The sequence below is a fragment of the Pedobacter psychrophilus genome (assembly GCF_001652725.1).
Lineage (GTDB): Bacteria > Bacteroidota > Bacteroidia > Sphingobacteriales > Sphingobacteriaceae > Pseudopedobacter > Pseudopedobacter psychrophilus.
Map to the genome: position 1 here is coordinate 377,031 of NZ_LWHJ01000022.1, position 22,716 is coordinate 399,746.

Here is a 22,716-nt window from a genome sequence, read left to right on the forward strand (position 1 = left end):
GATGAAGGCTAAAACTGATAGCTACAGGAAAAATTTTGCCCTCATCATTTCCTTTATGGTGTTGATCTCTATTTCTTTAGTTTTAGCGCTAATATTAGGATATAACCTTACAAAAAAATATATTGAAAATGAGTTTTCAGCTTTAAAAATTGATGTTTTAGAAAAAACAATTGCACCTTACAACACTTTATTCCAAAATAAAATACCAGAGATTTCTTTTTACCAAGGTTTTTTAGATTCAGCATCTGCAGAAAAATATGCGGATACAATTTTAAAAAGCTATCCATTTGTAGAGAAAGTTTTGTTTTATGATGCTCAGGTTAGTAATCATCCTATTGAAGATGGCTTACGTATTGGAAATTTTTCTGTCGGGATAAAAAAATTATATCAATTTGGGCTAAATATCAATCAAAAGGATAAAGTAATTTTTGATGGTAAAAAACCAGGTTCATTATCCTTACAAAGTGGTGATGAATTTAATAAAATAAGCTTAAAAATTGCTAGTTACATTGAAACTGCGGATACTACCAAGCCTTTAAATAGCGAGCAAATATTCAGGATTTTTTATAGCATAGTAAATAATAAAATTAGCTATATGAATATCCCTAGAAGAGATGATATAAAAATATATCAAGATCTGATGTTTAAAAGTGGCAATACATCTCCGGTTTATGAGCAGGATGTATTTTCTTTTGAGCTTAATCCATCAAAATTAAAGATAATAAATAATCATCCACAGCTTTACAGATACATCAGCATTAAACCGCTTTCTTACGATCCTATTTTAGAAAAACCAAAATTAATTAATACCGATATAGCGTTGCCAGGGCCATTTTCTGATTATAAAATTTATTTTGGTAGTGAACAGGAGTTTCTTAACAAAGAAGTAAATCGCAGGTTTTTTCCAATTGCATTAGCAGTTTTTGTTGTTTATTTAGTTTTGGCATTTATCACTTTTCTAATTTATCGTAACCTAAATATCAATCAGAAGTTATTTAGTTTGCAGTATGATTTTATCAATAACCTCACTCATGAGTTCAAAACGCCAGTTTCGGTTATAAAAATTGCTGGGAATAATATTATGAATGCAAAAGAACTTTCCGAAAAAGAAAAAAATCATTACGGAAGGATCTTAGATGAAGAGGCCGATAGACTTAATGATTTGATGAATAAGCTACTTTCGTTTACTCAAATAGAGAATAAAGCCATAAAGATTAATTATCAGGATATCAATTTAGAGATTTTTGCTCAAAATATGATTGATACTTTTCAAATGAAATATCCTGATTACGTTATTGAATTGGAAATAATAGGATTAAATACTTTTTCTACGGATCCGGTTTTATTAAATAGTATATTTCACAATCTGATTGAAAACGCATACAAATATGCTAGTGCTGGTGAAAAGAAATTAAAGATTAAAATTTATAGGCTTAAAAAAGAAGTTGCATTTTCTTTTAAAGATCGTGGAATTGGTATTGAGGCCAGTGAATTAGATAATATTTTTAAGAAATTTTATAGGATACAAAGTAGATATAATCAACAAGGTAGTGTAGGTTTAGGTTTGGCATTCTGTAAAGAACTAGTTAATTTTATGAATGGAAAAATTACTGTAAAGAGCAAGATTGGAAAAGGATCTGAGTTTGAGGTGATTTTACCTTATGATAAATAATATGCAAAAAGACATAAAGATTGCAGTAATTGAAGATGATGAAAACCTAAGATTTTTGGTGAGTAACAGATTGGAAAAAGAAGGTTATAAAATTGTGGAAGCAAGTGATGGCCAGCAAGCCATTGATTTAGTTTTAGCAGAACAACCCAATATTGTGCTTTTAGACTGGATGATGCCAGGCAAAGAAGGTTCTGAAGTTTGTACCGAACTACGTTCTAAGGGATTTGAAAATATCATTATTATGATGACGGCCAAATCGCAAGATTTGGATAAAATTGATGCCTACAATTTTGGTGTGTCTGATTATGTAACAAAACCATTCAATATGGATGTTTTGGTTGCCATGTTAGAAAGTAAGGTGAAATATATACTAAATGAAAAACCCGATTTTAGCAAGTTTGGGAATATGGAACATCAGCCAAATATCCATTCTTTGATTAAGGATGGTAAAAAAACAGAATTGACGATTTTAGAAAATCGCATACTACTTTACTTTTTGGAGAATAAAAATAAAGTAATTAGTCGTGATGATTTGATGATGGAAGTATGGGGATATAACTCTGATGTAAACACCAGAACTTTGGATATGCACATTGTTAGGTTAAGGAAAAAAATTGAATCTAATGCGGATAGACCTGAATTTTTGCAAACAGTTAGGGGCGTAGGCTATCGTTTTAATGAGGAATAGAAAGAATAATTTTAATATTATAAACTCATTGAAACAAAGTAAAAAATAAGCTTGAAATACTTAAAGCATATTAATCAATTAGACGCCCATCATAGGTTAATCATTTCTTTAATTGTTGCGCTAAGTAGCTATTTTTTGATAAGCAAGGGAGGTTTTACTCCCAGATCTTTTCTGATTGTTTGGTTATCTTATTCTGTTTGTCATCTTTTGCTTTCCTGGATAACCATTTTATTTACTCATCCTTTAGATGCTGAAAAAACAGCATCAATACAAGATGCTAGCAAGAGTTTTATATTTGTTTTTGTTATAGCTGCAGCATTAGCGGGTTTGTTTTCAGTAGTTTTATTATTGGGTTCATCAAAATCACTAATTGGAGAAGAATTAGTTGAATATACTTTGCTTTCTATTTGCTCTGTTATTTCTTCCTGGTGGATACTTCATACAGTGTTCGCATTTAGATATACTCATTTATACTATCAACCATTATCAGTTAATAAAACTGGATTTGTTAAAGGCTTAGATTTTCCTGAAGAAGATAACCCAGACTATCTTGATTTTGCATATTTTTCATTTATTATAGGCATGACATTTCAAGTTTCTGATGTCCAAATCCAATCTAAAGCAATAAGAAGGTTATGCCTTCTCCATAGCTTAATTTCTTTTGTTTTCAATACAGTGATCATCGCGTTAAGTATATCTGTAATCTCAAATTTACTATAGACTAAAATGAAGTTATACCTTTTTCTTCTTCTTTTTTCTTTACCGATTTTTGTTGAGGCTCAAAATTTAGAACCATTTAAGATATATGATCACAAAAAATTAGAAGAAAACAGTTTAAAAGTATACTCTGAAAAAGGTGTAATTTGTTTAACAGCCCTTAAACCTGATGTAATTAAAGTGAATTTTTCAACTTTGCCAGAAGCAAATCCGATTTTAAAAACTAATAAAAGCATTTATGTGAGGGTAACACAAAATTTGGATGATATTTTTATGCAGACAGATTCCCTGTTGATTATCATTAACAAACTTGATTTTTCTATAAAATATAAATCGCTAACAGAAAAGCTTTTTTTTGTTAATGATAATGTTTCAATTAATGATAGTTGTAATGTTTTAGGATTTAAATTGGATAATAATCAGAAATTTTCTGACTCTAAAGGAAAAAAACTGAGAGACAAATCCTATAAATTTAAAAACCAGAAATTGATTTTATCAACTAATAATTATTCCATTTTATTTAAAACTGAAGATGGAGGTCTTTTAAAAATGGATAATGAAACTAGTAAATTGACCCTATCTACTAAGAATAAATTATTAGCATATTATTTTATTGGAGATGCTGAAAATCTTGAAAATGTTCTCAATTTGATTAACTAACTCAAATATTTTCCAACAATTGGCATTCTTCTCCCCATACCAAATGCCTTTGGAGAAACCCTTAAAATAGGAGGGGTTTGGTAGCGTTTAAACTCTGCTTTGTTTACCATTTTTAAAATCCGATTAACTAAAGTTTCATCATAACCATCTGCAATTATAGCTTTAGAGCTTTTCTTCATTTCAATGTATTCAAATAAAATTTTATCCAAAACATCGTAATCTGGCAAAGAATCAGAATCTTTTTGGTCTGGTCTTAATTCTGCAGAAGGTGGTTTTACAATCGTATTGATGGGAATTATTTCTTTTTCTCTATTGATATAATTACACAGCTGATAAACTTGGGTCTTATAACAATCACCAATTACAGAAATTGCTCCGCAAATATCACCATATAAAGTTCCATAGCCTACTGCAGATTCACTTTTATTTGAAGTATTTAATAAGATATATCCAAATTTATTAGACATCGCCATTAAAATTACTCCACGAGATCTGGCTTGTATATTTTCTTCGGTGAGATTTGCTTCTAAACCAGAAAATTCTTGCTTTAAGGTTTCATCAAAAGCATCAGCAACATTTTTTATGGGGATAATTGTACTTTTGCAACCTAAATTTTTCACTAAATCTTCTGCATCTTTAATAGAATGGTCTGATGAATATTTAGAAGGCATTAAAACAGCCATCACGTTTTCTGCGCCTAAAGCTTCACAAGCTAAAGCACAAACTAAAGCGGAATCAATTCCTCCGGATAAACCTAAAGTTGCTTTTTCAAATCCCGATTTTTTGAAATAATCCTTAATTCCTAAAATCAAAGCCTGATATACTTGTTCAGTATCAGTTGCTCTTTTGTTTTCTTTATTTAAAATGATAGCACTTTGTATCTGCTCCACATCAAAAACCTGAATATCTTCTTCAAAATATTTTAATTCAGATACTAAATCTCCGGCTTTATCAAAAACTAACGATCCACCATCAAAAATTAATTCTGTTTGTGCGCCAACGTGGTTTACATAAAAAAGAGGCAGATTATATTTTCTGCAATTTTGTGAAAGGATAAAAATCCGCTCTTCATCATGATTATAAGCAAAAGGAGATGCAGCTATATTAATCATAAAATCCGGCTCCTCTTTAATCAACTCATCCATTGGACAAGTTTTATAAAGCGGATTATTACCCAAATTCCAAAGGTCTTCACAAACCGTTAATGCAATTTTATGTCCTTTGTAGTTGATACATTTAAACTCATGAGCGGGTTCAAAATATCGATATTCGTCAAACACATCGTAAGTGGGCAGTAAAGCTTTTTTAACGGTTTGTTTTATCTCACCATCAGCAATAAAAAGTGCTGAATTGTATAAATCTTTGCCTTCTATAACAGGATTTACGATTGGCAATCCAATGATACAAGCAATACTACTTGTAGCTTTAGCAATTTCATCGGCGGAAGCTTTACACAATTCTATAAATTCTGGATACTCCAAAAAATCCCTAGGCGGATAACCGGAAATACAAAGCTCAGCAAAAACGACTAAATCAACGCCATTTGCTTTTTGCTGATTAATTGTATCGATTATTTTTTTTGTATTTGCCTCAAAATTACCGATGTGATAATTTAGTTGTGCTAAAGCTATTTTCATGTGAAAAAATACTTTAAAAGTAAACAGCTAAGTTTAAACCTAAATATGAATTTTTAAGTGTACCAGCACCAGATTGTATATCAGTAAAGCCATTATCAAAAGTTAAACCACCCGCTAATTTTGTTTTTTCACCAACTGTAAATTCGGCACCCGCACCTATAATTAAAGAAGCTCTGTAAAACGATGTAGTTTTATAGATATCTATGTCTTCTTGGATAGGAGTGCTACTTAAACCTTTAATATCTTGTTTTGCTCTAACATTAAAGCCATTCCCTAAACCAAACTGACCAAAAAATTTGAGTCCATTATTTTCAGAAGTACATAGCTTAACAGTAGCCGGTATTTCTATATATTGTAGTTTATAAACTTTTTGCTCGTTGGTTGAGTTTGCTTTTGTTTGTCCGTTAATGGTAGTTAATTTTAAAGCAGTACTAAAAGCATAATTTTGGGCAAAATAGAAATCGCCTAACAAGCCATATGTAAATCCTGCCCTTAAACCATCGCCTTCTGTACCTTGTATATCAGATTTAATATAGCCAAAAGTTGGATGCGCAGTAAGGCCTAATTTAAAGCCTTTAAATGTGTCTTCTTGTTGGGCAAAAATAATAGAGGTGCTAAAGCATAATATAGCTGCTATTAATATCTTTTTCATAAATTGAGTTTAATAAATTGTTAATTTGTATAGATGAAAACTACTGATTACGCCAAAATTACTCTTTTTTTTATAATATCATTTCTAACATTAGCTTGTAATCAAGAAAATAAGATTGATACCAGTAATATCAGGATAAATTTAAAAATTGAAAGGTTCGACCAAGATTTATCAAAAATTAACCCAAGTAATTTAAATGAAAAATTACCGCAATTAAGCGAGAAATATGGTAGTTTTTATAACGATTATTTTCAAAAGATATTAAATGTTGGTCCAACAAATAATGATGATTATAAAGCCACAGTTTCTCAAATATTAGAAGGAAAACCTTTTCAGGATTTGCAGCAGGAAACTAATCAGGTTTATCCTGATATAGATAAAATAAAACCAGAAATAACAGAAGCTTTTAAAAGAATAAAATATTATTATCCTGAATGGAAAGTGCCAAAAATAATAACCTACATTTCTGGTTTTCAAGTACAAACACCAATTGGATCTGGTTATGTTGGTATTGGGCTGGATATGTTTTTAGGTAAAAATTCTAAATTTTATCCCGCATTGGTAGAAACTATCCCCAGATATATCAGCAGAAGATTCACTCCAGAAAATATAACGCCAAGAGTTGTTGAAGTAATTACCAGAGAAGATTTGTTTCCAGAATTGGATAATGATAAAACATTATTAGCTAAAATGGTTTATAATGGTAAGCTTCTTTATTTTATGAAACAAATTCAACCAGAAACTGCAGATAGTACAATCATCGGTTATTCTGAAAAACAAATGAAATGGGCTAATGATTATGAGTCTGATTGTTATGCTTATTTTCTTGATCAAGACTTATTATATGAAACGGATTATTTTAAAATTCAAAAATATATTTCGGAAGCACCATTTACTCCAGGCTTGGGAGAAAAAAATGAATCAGCACCTAAACTTGGTTTATTTATTGGATGGCAGATTGTTAATAATTATATGAAGGAAAATCCTAAAATAGCATTGAAAGAATTAATGTTAGAACGTGATGCTCAAAAAATACTAAAAGGATCAAAATATCGTCCTTCTAATAAACAAAATTAATAATGAAGATAGGGATTGTATTAAGCGGTGGCGGAATTAGGGGAATAGCACATTTAGGGGTTTTGAAAGCGCTTCAAGATCAAAAAATTACGATTTCTATGATAACTGGAACAAGTGCTGGAGCTATTGTTGGTGCCTTATTTGCAAATGGTATTGATCCTTACTCAGCTCTTCAGATATTTCAAGAAACCAGAATTCTAAGGTTTTTAAGACCAGCTTTTCTTTCTCCCGCCTTATTAAGTTTAGAATCTACCATTCCTTTGTTTAAAAGATATTTACCCCATGATTCCTTTGAAAACCTAAAAATCCCCTTAATCATTACATCAACAAATTTTAATAAAGGCAAATTAGTGTATTTTCAAAAAGGAGATTTAATTAGAAAAGTATTAGCTTCAAGTTGTATTCCTGGAGTGTTTAATCCTTTAATGATTGACGGAGAATTTTATGTAGATGGAGGAGTTTTAAATAATTTCCCAATAGAACCTTTATTGAATAATTGTGATTTTATTATTGGGTCTAGTTGTAATCACTTACCAGAGATAGATAAATTTAGAAACATTAAACACGTTTTTGAAAGGGCTGCCGTACTTTCCATAAATTCTGATATGGAAGAAAAATTAAAATGTGTAGATTTTTTGGTAGAGCCTTACGGTTTAGGACAAACTAGTTTATTTGATACCAAAAGAGCTGAAGAAATTTTTTGGTTAGCACATGAAGAAACTTTAAAGCAGATTGATCACCTCAAGACCAAAATGGAAGCAAAAGAAAAAGGTATTATCGCTAAATAACACCTTTTTAAATTATTATAAAATATATTTTAGTCTTTTAATACCTTCATTACTCCGCTAATTGCTATAGCTGCACCAATAAAGGTAATTGCCCAGCCAATTAAATCAACCACCATAGAGTGATAAATAAATTGTTTGATGTATATTCCAAACAAGCCAACAAAAACTCCTAAGATAATTACTTTATAATGTGACGGGTTATTAGCGTTTACCATTGTAATATGTTTTTTTATATGGTACAAAAATAAAACTATTGTTGAAATAACCCTACTAAATCCCAAAATCTTTAAAATAAAAATTATGTATTGTATGTGTATCAGATGCCCAATTAAGTACGTAATAAATAATGATGTTAAGGATATTATCATTTTTTTTAATTGGATTCATAATTTTTAGCTGCGGTTGTAAGCAAGAAGAAAAATTAAATAATTGTGCTAATGTTAAATGTGAATCTCCGTCTATAATATTAAGATTAAGGTTTGAAGATAGTAGAACAGGGAATGATTTGCTTTTTGGATTAAATAAGAAATATGGTTTAAACGATATTAGCATTTATAGTTCAAGATTAAAAAAAGAGGTAGAATTTAAAATTGATGGCTCTAATGTAAAAAATAGCTCAATTCTTTTTGTTTCTAATTCTTCTGATGAATTCACAATTTCTTTAGCGAAAATAAAAGTAGATGTTTTGAAAGTTGAAACAAAATATACAAAATCAGATTGTTGTGGAACTTTAGAATTAGCTGGCTTTGCAAGCACTAATGCTAATTCAGCAATTGCTTATAATAATTCTAACATCATCATCATAAAAATATAACACCTAAACAATTGATTAATCCCAAAACACTCTAATGCTTCGGCTTAGAGTGTTTTTTTATGGGTATTATTTTTCCTTTGAATTTATCATTCCAAAATATTCTGAAAAAGCAGAAGGTTAATCGGGGGAAATGGATGAATTTAACAAAGTAAAGATTAAAATATCTCTGCTACAATATTATTGAAATAACAGTCAATAGCTATAAGAATATCAAGCTAGTGGGTTATAAAAAATAATTATTTCAAATTTGTTAAGAATGATGCTCTATCATTCTTTGAAATAATTTTTGTTTCTGCTTCTTGATAAGCTTTAATAAATGTAATAGGAATTTTAGCTTTAGCAGTGGGACTCCACTTAAACTCTACAGCTAGCATTTTATTAGCAGTTCTCTCAATATAATCAACTTCTTGTTGCTGTGTGGTTCTCCAAAAAAAAGTTTCAGCATCTATTTGGTTTTGGAGTAAAAATTTTATCCTTTCGCTAATGATATAATTTTCCCATAGCGCACCAACATCGTTTCTATTTGCTAAAGCATTAAAATTTCTTGTTACAGCGTTGATAATTCCGTTATCATAAAAATAAATTTTCCTATTTTTCTTAATCTCATTTCTTACATTACCAGAATAAGCTGTTAAAGAAAAAACCACGAAAGCTTTCTCAAGCAAATCAATATATTTTTCAACTGTTTTTTGATCAGCTTTTACCAATTGTGCCAATTCAGAAAAATTAACTTCGCTCCCAACTTGCAATGCCAATGCTTTTACAATTTTCTGAAACAATAAAGGTTTACTAATTTGTTCTAAGGTGAATAAATCCTTATACAAATAGCTATCTGATAAAAGTTTTAAATGTTCTTCGGCATTAGCCGTATCAGTAACAACTTCTGGATAAGAACCATATATTATTCTCTGCTCAATCAATCTTTCTTCCGTTAAATAATCAGTTGCGTTAACCAATTCGCTGTAAGAAAATGGCAACAACATCATTTCATACTTTCTGCCAGTTAAAGATTCGTTTACCTTACCAGATAATTCAAAAGCAGAAGAGCCAGTTGCAATAACCTGTACACTTTTAAAGCGATCTACAATTATTTTTAACAATAAACCTATCTCGTTTATCCTTTGTGCTTCATCAATAAATAAAACTTCGTAGCCGACTAATAACTGCGTAATTTGCGCAGTATTAGGTTTCGCCAACATTTCCCTTACATCGGCATCATCTCCGTTTAAGCTTAAAGTATTTTTGTCGATTTTTTGCAATAGCGTTTCTACAAAAGTAGTTTTACCTGCTTGCCTAGGTCCAAAAACAAGAAACGCTTTATTTTTAAACATTCTTTTAAGGGCATAATCTATTTGAAATCGTTCAATCACATTTCAAATATATAATAATTTTGGATTGCAATCCAATGAAAACATAATAATTTTGGATTGTAATCTAAAATAAATATAATAATTTTGGATTATATAAAATAGGATACAATAAAAAACCTCAATCATTTATCATGATTGAGGTTTCAAGCTTTCAGCATTAAGCTTTCAGCATTAAGCTTTTAAATTTATCCGTTAGACAAAGCCGCAGCTCCACTTACAATCTCAGAAAGTTCTGTAGTAATTGCAGCCTGACGAGCTTGATTATAAGCTAGCTTTAACTTCTTTAATAAATCACCAGCATTATCTGTTGCTTTATCCATCGCTGTCATTCTAGCGCCATGCTCAGAAGCGTGAGAATCCAAAACTGCTTTATAAAGTTGTATTTTAATGTTTTTAGGAATTAATTCCTCAACTATTTCTTCTTTTGAAGGCTCTAAAATGTAATCAACCTGATTGGCAGAAACATTAGATTTCTTTTCCGTTTTTGGAACAGGCAATAACTGCTCGGTAGTCAAAATTTGCATTGCTGCATTTTTAAACTGATTATAAATTACTTCTACTTTATCATATTTCCCATCAACAAAACCTTTCATAATTGATTCAGTAATTAAAGAAACATTCTCAAAGTTTAAAGCAGCAAATACTTCGTTATTGTTGCCAATAACATTGTATTTACGTTTTTCAAAGTAATCCTGAGATTTTTTACCAATTGCTACAATTTGTAAATTCCCGCTTTTTTGATAATCGCTATATTTATTGGCAATTAAATTATTTGCAGTTTTAATGGCGTTCATGTTAAAAGCCCCTGCTAAACCGCGATTTGATGTTACGACAACAATAAGTACATTTTTTACCTCACGTTCTTGAGTATAAATAGAAACACCGTCTTCTAAACTGGCAGATAAATTTGCTAAAATTTCTTTTAGCTTATTGGCATAAGGACGTAATTGAACAATAGCATTGGTTGCTCTTTTTAGTTTAGCAGCCGAAACCATCTTCATTGCTTTGGTAATCTGTTGTGTAGAGCTTACCGAAGATATCCTGATTCTTACTTCTTTTAAATTTGCCATTTTTTATTTAGATGTGAGATGTGAGTATTGAGTATAGAGATAACTTTTGGTAGTCTCTGTAAGCCTCAATACTCATATCTCAATACTCAAATCTTATTTCACGTATTTATCAGATAATTCTTTCGCAACAGTTTCTAAAACACTGGTTAAACTATCATCAAATTTACCAGCTTTAAGTGCTGCTAAAACTTCTGGATGACGTAACTCTAATTGTGTAGTGTATTCTGCTTCAAATTCTCTTACTTTATTAACAGGAACATTTCTCATCAAGTTTTTAACTCCTGCATAGATAATTGCAACTTGTTTTTCTACTGATACTGGTGAAAACTGACCTTGTTTTAAAATCTCTACGTTTCTAGCACCTTTATCTAAAACCAATTTAGTTGAAGCATCTAAATCAGAACCAAATTTAGAAAAAGCTTCTAATTCGCGGTAACCCGCTTGGTCTAATTTTAATGTACCAGCAACTTTCTTCATTGATTTAATTTGGGCGTTACCACCTACACGAGATACAGAAATACCTACGTTAATAGCCGGACGTACACCCGCATTAAATAAATTAGATTCTAAGAATATCTGACCATCAGTGATTGAAATTACATTGGTTGGGATATAAGCAGAAACGTCACCAGCTTGAGTTTCAATAATTGGCAATGCAGTTAAAGAACCACCACCTTTTACAATACTCCTAATGGATTCTGGTAAATCATTCATTTGTTGAGCAATAGAATCATTTTGATTGATTTTTGCAGCTCTTTCCAATAAACGACTGTGTAAGTAAAATACATCACCAGGGTAAGCCTCACGTCCTGGAGGACGTTTTAATAGTAACGAAACCTCGCGATAAGCAACTGCTTGTTTTGATAAATCATCATAAACAATTAAAGCTGGTCTGCCTGTATCACGGAAAAATTCACCTATTGCAGCACCGGCAAATGGAGCGTAAAACTGCATTGGAGCAGGTTCAGCAGCAGAAGCGGCAACAATAACAGTGTAAGCCATAGCTCCTTTTTCTTCTAACGCTTTAACAACGTTAGCAACTGTACTCGCTTTTTGCCCAATAGCAACATATATACAAAATACAGGTTCACCTGCATCATAAAATTCTTTTTGGTTGATAATTGTATCAATACAAACCGCAGATTTTCCAGTCTGGCGATCACCAATAACCAACTCACGTTGTCCACGTCCTATTGGAATCATCGCATCAATTGCTTTGATACCAGTTTGTAACGGCTCAGTAACTGGCTGACGGTAGATAACTCCTGGAGCTTTACGCTCTAAAGGCATTTCGTAAGTCTGTCCAGCAATTGGTCCTTTACCATCAATTGGTTGTCCCAAAGTGTTAACTACACGTCCGCACATACCTTCACCTACATTAATAGATGCAATACGCTTTGTACGTTTAATGGTATCACCTTCTTTAATCTCGTCAGATTGACCTAACAAAACCACACCAACGTTATCTTCTTCTAAGTTTAAAACGATACCTTGTAAGCCCGATTCAAATTCAACCAGCTCACCAGCCTGTACCTTTGTTAAACCATAAACACGGGCAATACCGTCACCCACTTGGAGCACTGTACCAACCTCTTCTAATTCAGTTTCTGACTTAAAGCCTGATAATTGCTGACGTAAAATTGCCGAAACTTCATCTGGTCTTACTTCTACCATTTTATTATTTTTTTTATTATTTTTTGAAAAACTTTATTCCGCATCTTTTAATTTAATGCAGTCGGGCTGTTCATTTATACAGCTCAGGGCCTTAGCCACAAGCCGGTATCCATTGCCATCCCGTTTATAAATTTAGGCTATTATCTTTTTAGAAAATTCTTTTTTAACCCTTGCTAAACTTGCAGCAATACTGGTATCAAATTGCTTATCGCCAACGGTTAAAATAAATCCTCCAATTAAATCTGCATCTACAGATTCCTTTAATTTTACTTCTCCACCAGTTACTGCTTTTACTTTATTAATGATTTCATTTCTAGCTTCATCACTTAAAGGCGCTGCCGATATAATTTTGGCAGTAACTATATTTTTGTAAATGTTGTACTCTCTTAAAAATTCTTTTGCAACCCCATATATAATTTCAGCCCTACCTTTATCAATAACTATCTTTAAAAAAGCAGAGGTTATTTTATGCATTTTATCTCCAAAAATAGCCTTTAGTATAGCATTCTTTTTACCCAATGGAATAATAGGATTTTTTACAACCGCCTGTAATTCTGGATTTTTCTTTAATGTATCCACAAAAAGTTGCATATCGCCTTTTATTTCCTCCAAAGCTTTTTGCTCTAAAGCTAAATCTAAAAGAGACTTTGCGTATCGTGATGCTACTTTAATTTCTGACATATTTTTTGAGTTTAAAGTGGTAGGTTTTAGGTATTAAGTTCTAGGTTTTCCCCACATCTCTTCACCAATTACTTACAACTTATCACCTATAACCTAAACCTAATTCAATTTAACATCATTTAACAAGTCACTAACTAAAGCATCTTGTTTTTGTTTATCATTAAACTGCTTGCGCAATACCTTTTCTGCAATATTTAATGATAAAGAAGCTACTTGGTTTTTAACCTCTCTTAAAGCAGCAACCTTTTGGTTATTGATTTCAACTTTTGCTTTCTCAATCATTTTATTTCCTTCTTCTTGCGCTGCATTTTTAGCTTCTGCAATAATCTGGTCTTTAATTTCTTTTGCTTCTTTTAAGATCTCATCACGCTCAACTCTAGCTTGTTTTAATAAGGTTTCGTTTTCACTTGATAAACGAGCCATTTCTTCTCTAGCTAAATCGGCTTTATTTAAAGCTTCTTCAATAGAACGCTCACGCTCATGAATGGCACCTAACATAGGTTTCCAAGCCAATCTTTTCAACAATACTAAAAGTATCAAGAATGAAAGTGCGGTCCAAAAAACTAATCCAATACTGGGGGTTACTAAATCCATTTGCTATAATAATTTAATGTTAATCATTTTTAAAAATCAGAAATGCAACCAATCGTTACATTTCTGATTTTGTAATTCTTAAGCTCCTACGTTGTTACCTAAAAGAGCCACTACCACACCAAACAAAGCAACACCTTCTACAAGAGCTGCTGCGATGATCATTGCGGTTTGAATTTTTGAAGCAGCCTCAGGCTGACGAGCAATACCTTCCATTGCTTTTCCACCAATTTGACCAATACCGATACCTGCACCGATAACTGCTAAACCTGCACCAATTGCAGCGATTGAACCTACCATAACTGTAATTTTAATATATGATTTTTAAACAAAATGTTTCTAATTAATGATGATGTTCTTCTACCGCAGTTCCAATAAATAAAGCGGTTAACATCGTGAAAATAAAGGCCTGTAAAAATGCAACCAATAATTCTAAAACATCCATAAACAATACGAATGCTATTGAAACCGGTGCAATAGCCAAGGTTTTAAAAATAAATATCAAGGATATTAAACTTAAAACAATAATATGCCCCGCAGTAATGTTCGCAAATAAACGAATCATCAATGCAAAAGGCTTAGAGAAAACGCCAATAATCTCTACTATCCACATAATTGGTAATAACCAAAAAGGTACATCAGGTTTAAAAATATGGCTCCAGTAATATTTATTACCATTAACGTTAACGATAACTAATACTATAAAAGAAAGAACCATTGTTACGGCAATATTACCAGTTACATTTGCACTACCTGGAAATATCGGGATTAAACCCATCATGTTATTTATCCAGATAAAGAAAAATACAGTTAATAAAAGAGGCATAAACCTTTCAAATTTATAACCAATATTAGGTCTGGCAATATCATCCCTCACAAAAACAACAATTGGTTCAACCCAGGATTGTAAACCTTTAGGTGCTTTACCTACACGTTTTTTATATGAACCTGCAACACTTGAAAAAATTACTAGTATTACAATTACAGAAATAAATAATGCAGCTACATTTTTAGTAATAGAAAAATCTATGATTTTAGAAGATACAGTTTCATCAACTTTACCATTGCTATCTAAAACAACTATGTGTTCTTCTTCATTTAAATAGGTATAATATTTTCCTTTAAAAGGAATCGCTTCGTGATGCTCATTTAAAAGATTTGCAGAAGAAAAAAGTTCTAAACCAGAGGGAGTATATAAAATAACTGGTAAGGGAATAGAAGTATGACCCCATAAATGCCAACTATGAGCATCACCAATATGCTCCAAAATTATAACTGTAGGGTCAAATTTTTCTTCTTTAGCTTGATGAGAATCCTGCGTCACTTCATCTTTAACAACATCTTGAACGCTCTCATTTTCCTGTCTTGCGAAAGAATTAAATGATAAAAAAATCAAGAAAAAAGCGAATACAGCCTTTATCGATGAATTTTTAAAATTTAAAAAGTGGCTAAAATCCATTTACTACGTGTTTTTTACTTTTTTATTTGGTGGCGCAAGTTACGTAACAAACAATAAATTTCAAAGGTTGTAAACAATAAATAAATAGAAAAAAAATTTAGCATAAATAAAACACTATCCACCTTGATTTTTTGAGTATAAATAAGAATGAATGCGAGGGTTAGCAATAGCCTTATCACTATTGATCCTAATAAGATCCCACTTTGATGATCGCCACTTTTTTTTAATCCATAATAAGAAAACAGATAAACAAATAAGGTGATAAAAGCCATATAAAAATATACGACCCAAAAATGAGGAATCAAAAAATGCTGTGGAAAGTATAAGTATTCAATTGTCCAATATCCCAAACCAGCTATTATGACTAACAAGGTATAAAAGAAGGAAAAACTTTTTAATGTCATTCTTTTATAGTTTTGAAAATAAAATATAAAGAAATAGCAACACCAATCAGACTTAAACCAGCAGTATAATAAGGGGTTTGTGTTTGTTGATTTTGGTCTAATTTATAACCAATAAATGTGAAAACACCAATAATCCCAATCATTTGGAAACCCATTGACGAATATTTAACATAAGAATTAAGCGGTTGCTTCCCTTTTTCCGGTTCCTTTTCCATCATTGATAGATATTTGTTTTGCTGTTTGGGAAATTCCAGTTTGGCAATGTCCTGTTAAATTGGCTCCATTTTCTACCACTAATTTATTTGAAGATACATCGCCAATTAAATTTGCTGAAGCTTTTAAAAATAAAGTTTCTATAGTATTGATATTTCCTTTTACAACACCATTTATTTCAGCACTTTCAGCATTAATATCTCCTATTACTTCTCCGGTATTTCCAATTACCACTTTTGCTTTAGATTGAATATTACCAACAATTTTACCGTCAATTCTAATATCCCCTTTGGTAATTAAATCTCCACTAATTTCTGTGCCTAAACCTATTATGTTTATAGAGTTAGCTTTTAGATCTCTAGCTAAACTTTCTGTTTTTTTTTGTCCAAACATTTGAATTATTTTAAAAGGTCATATAATTTTTTGGATTGATTGCTGTACCATTAAACCAAAGTTCAAAATGAAGATGTGGTCCTGTAGAGTATTCACCTGTATTTCCTACAACTGCAATCACTTCGCCCACACGCACAAAACTTCCAGCTTTTTTCAATAATACAGAACAATGTTTATAAAACGATAGTAAATTATTGCTATGCTGTATAGCGATAACATAACCAGTTTCTGATGTAAAATTAGAAAACACAACCGTCCCTTCCAAAGTTGCTTTAATATTTTCATTTTTTCTTGTAGCTATATCCACACCTAAATGTTGCTTTTTCGAATCAAAATCCTCAGTAATCTGACCCCTTAAAGGACTAAAGAACGTGTAAGAAGAGATTCCTGTTTTAGGTTTGTTTTCTTCTTCATTTAAATCAAATTTCCCTTCAGATTCAATCATTTTTCGTAGATCTTTTTCTTCCTTCGTTATTTTTTGATTTAAGACGATGCTATCTGAAGCTTTTGAGTTATTATTAATGGGCTTTTTTGATTGCTTTTGATCAATAGTTCCATTCATAACATTTTTTAAGTTGTTTAAATACATTTCATTTGCTTTGGCTAATTCTTGTAAAGAATCGGCCTTAGAAAAAGCTGCTATAATTTCTTTTTTAGAACTAGCTTCAGTATTGCCTGTTAAATACTCTCTTAATGGAGTAAATTTTATGGTTGCGATTGTTAAAAAAACGAACAGTATTGCAAAAGAGGCAGTACCAATAATTAAATACCATAAGGAAGCATTAAAAGATGCTTTTTCCTCAAATGTATCATCATTTAAAATTACAAGCTTATACTTTTCTTTAAGTTTGTCTATGAGTCTTTTACTTTTACTCATTTATATATCTATAAATCTTTTCTTAATTATATCTTTATTTCGTTATTATCGGCAATATAAAATAATTTTGCCCGTATTAATTTACAACTCCTAAAATTAAAATATTGAAAATATCAAATAAGGGATTTCTTGTTTTTTTAAGTTTGTTTTTAAGCATTACTATTCTTGGTTGTTCTACAAAAAGGGAAGGTGGCAAGAAAACTAAATTTATGAAAAACGTAACGGCGCACTATAACATTTATTTTAATGCTCGTGAGCAGTTAAACGAAAGTATTAATACCATAAGGAATTCTAATGAGGATGATTTTAACCAAATTTTATTAATTTATCCTTTACCAGATGAATCATCATCTGCAAATGAAGAAGAGAATTTAAATACGGTTATTTCCAAAGTAAACAAAATTGCAATAGAAAAATATGATAGCAACTGGCTTGATGACGCCTATCTTTTGTTGGCTGATGCGGAATATTTAAAAAGAGATTTTTACAATGCTATTGAATACGATAGTTATGTAAGTCTCACTTTCCCTAAAGAAAATGAAAATAAATTAGCTGCTTATTTAGGTCAAGTTAAAAGTGATTTGGCACTGGATTTAAATGAAGAAGCAGATTCTGTTTTAAAATTAGCTATTGGTCTAAATTCAAAATATCAAAAAGATGATCTAAAAGCTTCACAAGCCGAGTTGGCATTGAGAAAAAATAACCTACCTGAAGCAATTGATCATTTATCAAATGCGATTGATCAAACAAAAGAGAGATATTTAAAAATACGTTGGCGATATATTTTAGCTCAATTGCAAGAAAAAAATAATGAACCTCAAAAAGCCATCGATAACTATGATAAGATTGCTAAAAGTAATGCTGCTTTTGAGATTTCATTTAATGCAAATCTTTCAAAGATTAGAATTTCAGAAAGTCAACAAGGAAAAGAATTTGATAAAATCGCAACTTTAAAAAGACTATTAAAAGAAGATAAAAATAGAGAATTTAAAGAGCAGATATACTATCAGATTGGCAATGCCTACGCAGATAAAAATGATTTAACAAACGCTTCATCTTTTTATTCTATTTCTACACGCACTGTCCCCGGTACTGTAAAGCAAAAGGGATTGAGTTATTTGAAATTAGCTCAAATTAATTTTGAGCAGTTAAAAAATTACAAACAATCTCAGCTGTATTATGACAGTACCTTACAATATCTTCCAAAATCTTACCCAGGTTATAACGATATAGCTATAAAAGCAAATAACCTACAATATTTAGCAAATAGGTTGAATGTTATTGATGATCAAAAAGAATTATTAAAGTTTTCTAATCTTTCTGAAGATGATTTAAAAAAGGAATTAGATGAACGTTTTGTAGCTAAAACCGCAATAGACCCAAGCCAAAATAGCATTGTAGATAATGGAGCATTAACTAGCATCCAAGATTTTTCTTTATCAAATAAAACTGCTGGTACATTTTATTTTTATAATAATGCAGCAATCAGTCAAGGATTATCCTCTTTTAAACAGAAATGGGGAAACAGGAAGTTAGCTGATAATTGGAGAACTAGTAGCACTGGTTTGCCAATTGAAGTCGCTAAAAACGTGAATTTTCCAGGTAATTTAGGAACTGGTATTGATGCAGATTTAACAACAGTTGGTGAAAATATCGATACACTTAAAGCCAGATTTGTTAAAACGATTCCTTATAGTCCTTATCAAAAATCTCAGGCAAATAACAAAATAGCGCAATCATTATATGAAATTGCTGTTTTTTATAAAGATGTATTAAAAGATAATTTAGAAGCTATTGAAGCTTATGATGCGATTGTTTTAAATTATCCAAACCAAGAAAATGCTGCTAGTATTTATTATCAATTATATAGGTTAACTGCCTCAATGGATAAAAACATATCAGAAGATTATAAGCAACAACTATTAGAGAAATATCCCGGTTCTATTTATGCTAAAACTATTTTAGACCCAAGTTTTGGAAAAGATGAAGAAACGTTAAGGCAAAAAGTTAAGGATTATTATGGTTCTGTTTATACACTTTACAAACAAAAAAAATATCAAGATGTCTTAAACAAAATTTCAGAATTAAAAATTAATCTGGGAGATTTTAAAGGATTGGATGCTCAGTATGCTTATTTAAAATCTTTAGCTATTGGACATACCCAAAAAGCACCTATATTCTTAGCAAATTTAAATGAAATTGCAACAGCATATCCAAATGATATTGAGGTTACTCCTAGGGTTCAGCAACAAATTAGTTTTATTGAAGCAAATAAAACAGCTTTCAATTTAAGACCTACCGCCCTAATTGATTATGATACGAACGATTATTTAATCACTCAACCTGTTTTTGTTGATATTCCTAAAATAGAACAAAAAAAACCTGAGCCAATAACTATAATTGAGCCGCCAATAGTTGTTGAGCAAAAAAAGGAAGCTCCAAAAAAACAAGAACTACCAAAAGAAGAACCAATAAAGATAGTAGAGCCGGAACCTATAAAGCAAGTTGCAGTTGTAGAAAAGCCAGTTGTTATTGAACCTGTAAAAGAAAAGATTGTAGAAAATCCTATTGTGCCAGAGCCAATAAAACCTGAACCAATTATAGAAGCACCAGTTGCAGAAATACCAAAAGTAGTTGTGCCTGAAAAACCAAAAGGAATTGTTTTTAGTGAGGATAGTAGGCAAAAATATTTAATTGTTATTGATATTTCTGATCCTAAACAAAATATTGCTCAACCATTTTCTAAACTTTCCCAATATTTTTATTCTAAATTTGACCCTTCTTCAGTGAAATTAGTGATAAGAGTTGTTGGGGGGACAGAAAAATTTGTAATCATTAGTGGAGATTTTTACACTAAAGACGAAGTTCAAACGGTTTCTGATGAGTTGAATAATAGTTTGCCTCAAATTATGGAAGGTCAAACAAAGTTATATCAGAAGTTTATCGTCTCGGAAGATAATCTTAAACTTTTGGTTAGTAAAGAAGCTGTTGATCAATATTTAAAATTTATTAACAAATAATGCAACGTAAAGAAACACTATCTATTAGTGATGTAAAGAGATATACAAAGATTTTTTGGAAAACTATTTTAGGATTTTTTCTCTTTTTTGTTTTTATTATTCTGGCAACAAGTTTTGGATTATTTGGAGAATTACCATCTTTTAGAGACTTAGAGAATCCAAAAAGTAACCAGGCCTCAATAATATATACAGCAGATAAAACTGAACTTGGAAATTACTTTGTTCAAAATCGTTCTAATGTTCGTTATCAAGATATTTCACCAAATGTGATCAATGCATTAATCTCTACTGAAGACGTAAGATTTAAGGAGCATTCTGGAATTGACTTTAAAAGAACTTTCACTATTTTTTTTTATAACTTAATGGGAAAGAAACAAGGTGGAAGTACCATTACCCAGCAACTGGCTTTAAATTTATTTTCAGGTGAGCCTAGAGCAAAATCTGCCTTTAAACGAATTCCTCAAAAATTAAGGGAACTAATAGTTGCCATTAAATTAGAAAGAAATTATACCAAAGAGGAAATTATCACCATGTATTTAAATACAGTTGATTTTGGTAATAATTCTTACGGGATAAAATCTGCAGCTCAAACTTATTTTAATACCTCGCCATCAAAATTAAGCGCATCTCAAGCTGCAACTTTAGTAGGCATTTTAAAAGGAGTTACCTTATATTCTCCAACCAGAAACCCTGAACGTTCTCTTGGACGTAGAAATTTGATTTTAAGCAAAATGGCTGATGAGGATTACATCACTCCAGAAATTTATCAAACATCTAAAGCTTTACCCTTAGATCTTCATTTTAGACCAACAAGTCACAGTCAGGGTTTAGCAACTTACTTTAGAACAATTTTAAAACAAGATATCCAAAAAACTTTTAATGAACTTTCTATTACAAAGGCAGATGGAACTCCTTATGATTTAGATAGAGACGGATTAAAAATTTATACTACCATTGATTCTAAAATGCAAAAATATGCAGAGGAAGCGCAGCGTGAGTATATGAAAGATTTGCAGAAGCAGTTTAATGCACATTGGAAAGGCATGAATCCTTTTAAAGGAAATGAACCTTTGCTAATCCAGGGAATGCATAGATCAGATCGTTATATCGCATTAAAAGAAGCTGGAAAATCTGATGATGAAATTGCTGAAAGTTTTAATACACCAACTAAAATGAGCCTTTTTACTTGGAAAGGAGATATTGATACTACCATGAAACCAATGGACTCTATCAAGTATTATAAAATGATTTTACGTAACTCTATGATGGCTATGGATCCTAATAATGGAGATGTAAAAGCTTGGGTAGGAGGGATAGATTACGAGCATTTTAAATATGATCAAGTTAAAATGGGAACAAGGCAGGTAGGTTCTACTGCAAAACCTTTTACTTATGCTGTTGGTATTCAAAATGGTTATTCTCCTTGCTACGAAGTAAATAATGTTCCTTTTACAGTTACTGGTTACGGTGAACCTTGGACACCAAATGGCTATGGATCTATACCTGGAATATTGACATTGAGGAAAGCGATGGCAAATTCTCAAAACTTTATCACAGCTTGGCTCATGCAACAAGTTGGGCCAACTGCAGTAGCAAATTTAATTAAAAGAATGGGTGTTACTTCTCCTGTTCCCCCATATCCATCAATAGCTTTGGGTTCTTTTGAGGCATCTGTATATGATATGACAGGTGCTTATAGTGCTTTTGTTAATCATGGTGTTTGGACCGAACCTATTTACTTAACTAGGATTGAAGATAAAAACGGCAATGAGCTTTATAGCCGTAAACCCAAAGTTGTACAAGCATTAAATGATCAGCATGCATATGTAATGACATATATGTTAAAAGGAGTGGTGGAACAGGGTACAGGTGTAAGATTAAGATATAAATACGGATTAAATAATCCAATTGGAGGAAAAACAGGCACTACAAATAATAATTCTGATGGTTGGTTTATGGGTATAACCCCTCAATTAGTCGCTGGTATTTGGACAGGTTGCGAGGACCGGGCTATCCATTTTAGAAGTACAAATTTAGGTGAAGGTGCAAATACAGCATTGCCGATTTTTGCACTATTTATGAAGAAAGTTTATGCAGATAATACTTTAGGAATTAAAAAAGGAGATTTTGAACCTCCAAGGGGAGGCTCTACAATAACTTTAGATTGTAATCAATATCAAGCGCCTAATCAAAACCAAGGATCTGGTAAAAATAATTCAGGTTCTGATTTGGATGAACGTTTAGGATTTTAAAATAATA

The 22,716-nt window shown here is 31.2% G+C and carries 22 protein-coding genes; 9 read left to right on the forward strand and 13 right to left on the reverse strand.

Features of this window, described 5'->3' with window-relative positions; translation table 11 throughout:
* Nucleotide 1: 1 nt before the first annotated feature.
* From A5893_RS06420 to A5893_RS06435, 4 genes are read left to right on the forward strand one after another with little or no spacing between them, the layout of a single operon-like run.
* Entirely contained in the window at nt 2–1,672 is a 1,671-nt protein-coding gene (locus tag A5893_RS06420) for a sensor histidine kinase (RefSeq protein WP_068821726.1), read from the forward strand.
* 1 nt (nt 1,673) lies between these two features.
* Entirely contained in the window at nt 1,674–2,360 is a 687-nt protein-coding gene (locus A5893_RS06425) for a response regulator transcription factor (RefSeq protein ID WP_068822103.1), read from the forward strand.
* A 51-nt stretch (nt 2,361–2,411) separates the two neighbouring features.
* Entirely contained in the window at nt 2,412–3,080 is a 669-nt protein-coding gene (locus A5893_RS06430; RefSeq protein ID WP_082911357.1) for a DUF1345 domain-containing protein, read from the forward strand.
* A gap of 6 nt (nt 3,081–3,086) precedes the next feature.
* Nucleotides 3,087–3,737, forward strand: coding sequence for a hypothetical protein (locus tag A5893_RS06435; protein WP_068821728.1), 651 nt, complete (start codon nt 3,087–3,089; stop codon nt 3,735–3,737).
* Here A5893_RS06435 and A5893_RS06440 read toward each other — a convergent pair.
* Nucleotides 3,734–5,374 (reverse strand): NAD+ synthase, encoded by a 1,641-nt coding sequence (locus A5893_RS06440; RefSeq protein WP_068821729.1) that lies wholly within the window; start codon nt 5,372–5,374, stop codon nt 3,734–3,736. The genes A5893_RS06435 and A5893_RS06440 overlap by 4 nt on opposite strands.
* Before the next feature lie 13 nt (nt 5,375–5,387).
* Complete coding sequence (locus A5893_RS06445; RefSeq protein ID WP_068821730.1) at nt 5,388–6,026, reverse strand: porin family protein; 639 nt, start codon at nt 6,024–6,026, stop codon at nt 5,388–5,390.
* Nucleotides 6,027–6,059: 33 nt separating this feature from the next.
* Here A5893_RS06445 and gldB point away from each other — a divergent pair, with 33 nt between their 5' ends.
* Nucleotides 6,060–7,103: a gliding motility lipoprotein GldB gene (gene gldB / locus A5893_RS06450; protein WP_068821731.1), complete on the forward strand. Its 1,044-nt coding sequence runs from the start codon at nt 6,060–6,062 to the stop codon at nt 7,101–7,103.
* Between the two features lie 2 nt (nt 7,104–7,105).
* A complete protein-coding gene (locus tag A5893_RS06455) occupies nt 7,106–7,891 on the forward strand; it encodes a patatin-like phospholipase family protein (protein ID WP_068821732.1) in 786 nt (261 codons plus the stop codon).
* A 29-nt stretch (nt 7,892–7,920) separates the two neighbouring features.
* Here A5893_RS06455 and A5893_RS06460 read toward each other — a convergent pair whose 3' ends face one another.
* The gene (locus A5893_RS06460) at nt 7,921–8,106 is read right to left on the reverse strand and encodes a hypothetical protein (RefSeq protein WP_068821733.1); all 186 of its coding nucleotides are present in this window, start codon (nt 8,104–8,106) and stop codon (nt 7,921–7,923) included.
* A 134-nt stretch (nt 8,107–8,240) separates the two neighbouring features.
* Between A5893_RS06460 and A5893_RS06465 the strand changes: the two genes are divergently transcribed.
* The gene (locus tag A5893_RS06465; RefSeq protein WP_068821734.1) at nt 8,241–8,705 is read left to right on the forward strand and encodes a hypothetical protein; all 465 of its coding nucleotides are present in this window, start codon (nt 8,241–8,243) and stop codon (nt 8,703–8,705) included.
* 236 nt (nt 8,706–8,941) lie between these two features.
* On the opposite strand, the gene A5893_RS06470 is transcribed toward A5893_RS06465, so the two are convergent.
* From A5893_RS06470 to A5893_RS06520, 10 genes are all read right to left on the reverse strand, one after another.
* Nucleotides 8,942–10,036: an ATP-binding protein gene (locus A5893_RS06470; protein WP_068821735.1), complete on the reverse strand. Its 1,095-nt coding sequence runs from the start codon at nt 10,034–10,036 to the stop codon at nt 8,942–8,944.
* 224 nt (nt 10,037–10,260) lie between these two features.
* Nucleotides 10,261–11,145 (reverse strand): ATP synthase F1 subunit gamma, encoded by an 885-nt coding sequence (atpG, locus tag A5893_RS06475; RefSeq protein ID WP_068821736.1) that lies wholly within the window; start codon nt 11,143–11,145, stop codon nt 10,261–10,263.
* A 93-nt stretch (nt 11,146–11,238) separates the two neighbouring features.
* The gene (gene atpA / locus A5893_RS06480) at nt 11,239–12,819 is read right to left on the reverse strand and encodes a F0F1 ATP synthase subunit alpha (protein WP_068821737.1); all 1,581 of its coding nucleotides are present in this window, start codon (nt 12,817–12,819) and stop codon (nt 11,239–11,241) included.
* Nucleotides 12,820–12,951: 132 nt separating this feature from the next.
* Nucleotides 12,952–13,500 carry an ATP synthase F1 subunit delta gene (gene atpH / locus A5893_RS06485; RefSeq protein WP_068821738.1) on the reverse strand — a complete coding sequence of 183 codons (549 nt, stop codon included), beginning with the start codon at nt 13,498–13,500 and terminating at the stop codon, nt 12,952–12,954.
* 99 nt (nt 13,501–13,599) lie between these two features.
* A complete protein-coding gene (locus tag A5893_RS06490; protein ID WP_068821739.1) occupies nt 13,600–14,094 on the reverse strand; it encodes a F0F1 ATP synthase subunit B in 495 nt (164 codons plus the stop codon).
* Between the two features lie 78 nt (nt 14,095–14,172).
* Nucleotides 14,173–14,391, reverse strand: coding sequence for an ATP synthase F0 subunit C (atpE, locus tag A5893_RS06495; protein WP_017259479.1), 219 nt, complete (start codon nt 14,389–14,391; stop codon nt 14,173–14,175).
* Nucleotides 14,392–14,434: 43 nt separating this feature from the next.
* Entirely contained in the window at nt 14,435–15,550 is a 1,116-nt protein-coding gene (atpB, locus tag A5893_RS06500; protein ID WP_068821740.1) for a F0F1 ATP synthase subunit A, read from the reverse strand.
* 400 nt (nt 15,551–15,950) lie between these two features.
* Nucleotides 15,951–16,169, reverse strand: coding sequence for an AtpZ/AtpI family protein (locus A5893_RS06510; protein ID WP_068821742.1), 219 nt, complete (start codon nt 16,167–16,169; stop codon nt 15,951–15,953).
* On the reverse strand, nt 16,132–16,560 hold the full coding sequence (locus tag A5893_RS06515) for a bactofilin family protein (RefSeq protein ID WP_068821743.1): 429 nt from the start codon (nt 16,558–16,560) through the stop codon (nt 16,132–16,134). Before A5893_RS06515 ends, A5893_RS06510 begins: the two co-directional genes overlap by 38 nt.
* Before the next feature lie 10 nt (nt 16,561–16,570).
* A complete protein-coding gene (locus A5893_RS06520; RefSeq protein WP_068821744.1) occupies nt 16,571–17,437 on the reverse strand; it encodes a M23 family metallopeptidase in 867 nt (288 codons plus the stop codon).
* 143 nt (nt 17,438–17,580) lie between these two features.
* On the opposite strand from A5893_RS06520, the gene porW reads away from it, so the two are divergent.
* Together porW and A5893_RS06530 are read left to right on the forward strand one after the other, a co-directional pair.
* Entirely contained in the window at nt 17,581–20,457 is a 2,877-nt protein-coding gene (porW, locus tag A5893_RS06525; RefSeq protein WP_449421118.1) for a type IX secretion system periplasmic lipoprotein PorW/SprE, read from the forward strand.
* Entirely contained in the window at nt 20,457–22,709 is a 2,253-nt protein-coding gene (locus A5893_RS06530) for a penicillin-binding protein 1A (protein WP_068821746.1), read from the forward strand. Before porW ends, A5893_RS06530 begins: the two co-directional genes overlap by 1 nt.
* The last annotated feature ends 7 nt before the right edge of the window (nt 22,710–22,716 follow it).

Bases quoted from the DNA above. Each gene is read 5' to 3' on its own strand.
- A5893_RS06420 (WP_068821726.1), top strand. From the start codon at position 2: ATGAAGGCTAAAACTGATAGCTACAGGAAAAATTTTGCCCTCATCATT.
- A5893_RS06425 (WP_068822103.1), top strand. From the start codon at position 1,674: ATGCAAAAAGACATAAAGATTGCAGTAATTGAAGATGATGAAAACCTA.
- A5893_RS06435 (WP_068821728.1), top strand. From the start codon at position 3,087: ATGAAGTTATACCTTTTTCTTCTTCTTTTTTCTTTACCGATTTTTGTT.
- A5893_RS06440 (WP_068821729.1), bottom strand. From the start codon at position 5,374: ATGAAAATAGCTTTAGCACAACTAAATTATCACATCGGTAATTTTGAG.
- A5893_RS06445 (WP_068821730.1), bottom strand. From the start codon at position 6,026: ATGAAAAAGATATTAATAGCAGCTATATTATGCTTTAGCACCTCTATT.
- gldB (WP_068821731.1), top strand. From the start codon at position 6,060: ATGAAAACTACTGATTACGCCAAAATTACTCTTTTTTTTATAATATCA.
- A5893_RS06455 (WP_068821732.1), top strand. From the start codon at position 7,106: ATGAAGATAGGGATTGTATTAAGCGGTGGCGGAATTAGGGGAATAGCA.
- A5893_RS06460 (WP_068821733.1), bottom strand. From the start codon at position 8,106: ATGGTAAACGCTAATAACCCGTCACATTATAAAGTAATTATCTTAGGA.
- A5893_RS06465 (WP_068821734.1), top strand. From the start codon at position 8,241: ATGTTAAGGATATTATCATTTTTTTTAATTGGATTCATAATTTTTAGC.
- A5893_RS06470 (WP_068821735.1), bottom strand. From the start codon at position 10,036: ATGTTTAAAAATAAAGCGTTTCTTGTTTTTGGACCTAGGCAAGCAGGT.
- atpG (WP_068821736.1), bottom strand. From the start codon at position 11,145: ATGGCAAATTTAAAAGAAGTAAGAATCAGGATATCTTCGGTAAGCTCT.
- atpA (WP_068821737.1), bottom strand. From the start codon at position 12,819: ATGGTAGAAGTAAGACCAGATGAAGTTTCGGCAATTTTACGTCAGCAA.
- atpH (WP_068821738.1), bottom strand. From the start codon at position 13,500: ATGTCAGAAATTAAAGTAGCATCACGATACGCAAAGTCTCTTTTAGAT.
- A5893_RS06490 (WP_068821739.1), bottom strand. From the start codon at position 14,094: ATGGATTTAGTAACCCCCAGTATTGGATTAGTTTTTTGGACCGCACTT.
- atpE (WP_017259479.1), bottom strand. From the start codon at position 14,391: ATGGTAGGTTCAATCGCTGCAATTGGTGCAGGTTTAGCAGTTATCGGT.
- atpB (WP_068821740.1), bottom strand. From the start codon at position 15,550: ATGGATTTTAGCCACTTTTTAAATTTTAAAAATTCATCGATAAAGGCT.
- A5893_RS06510 (WP_068821742.1), bottom strand. From the start codon at position 16,169: ATGGAAAAGGAACCGGAAAAAGGGAAGCAACCGCTTAATTCTTATGTT.
- A5893_RS06515 (WP_068821743.1), bottom strand. From the start codon at position 16,560: ATGTTTGGACAAAAAAAAACAGAAAGTTTAGCTAGAGATCTAAAAGCT.
- A5893_RS06520 (WP_068821744.1), bottom strand. From the start codon at position 17,437: ATGAGTAAAAGTAAAAGACTCATAGACAAACTTAAAGAAAAGTATAAG.
- A5893_RS06530 (WP_068821746.1), top strand. From the start codon at position 20,457: ATGCAACGTAAAGAAACACTATCTATTAGTGATGTAAAGAGATATACA.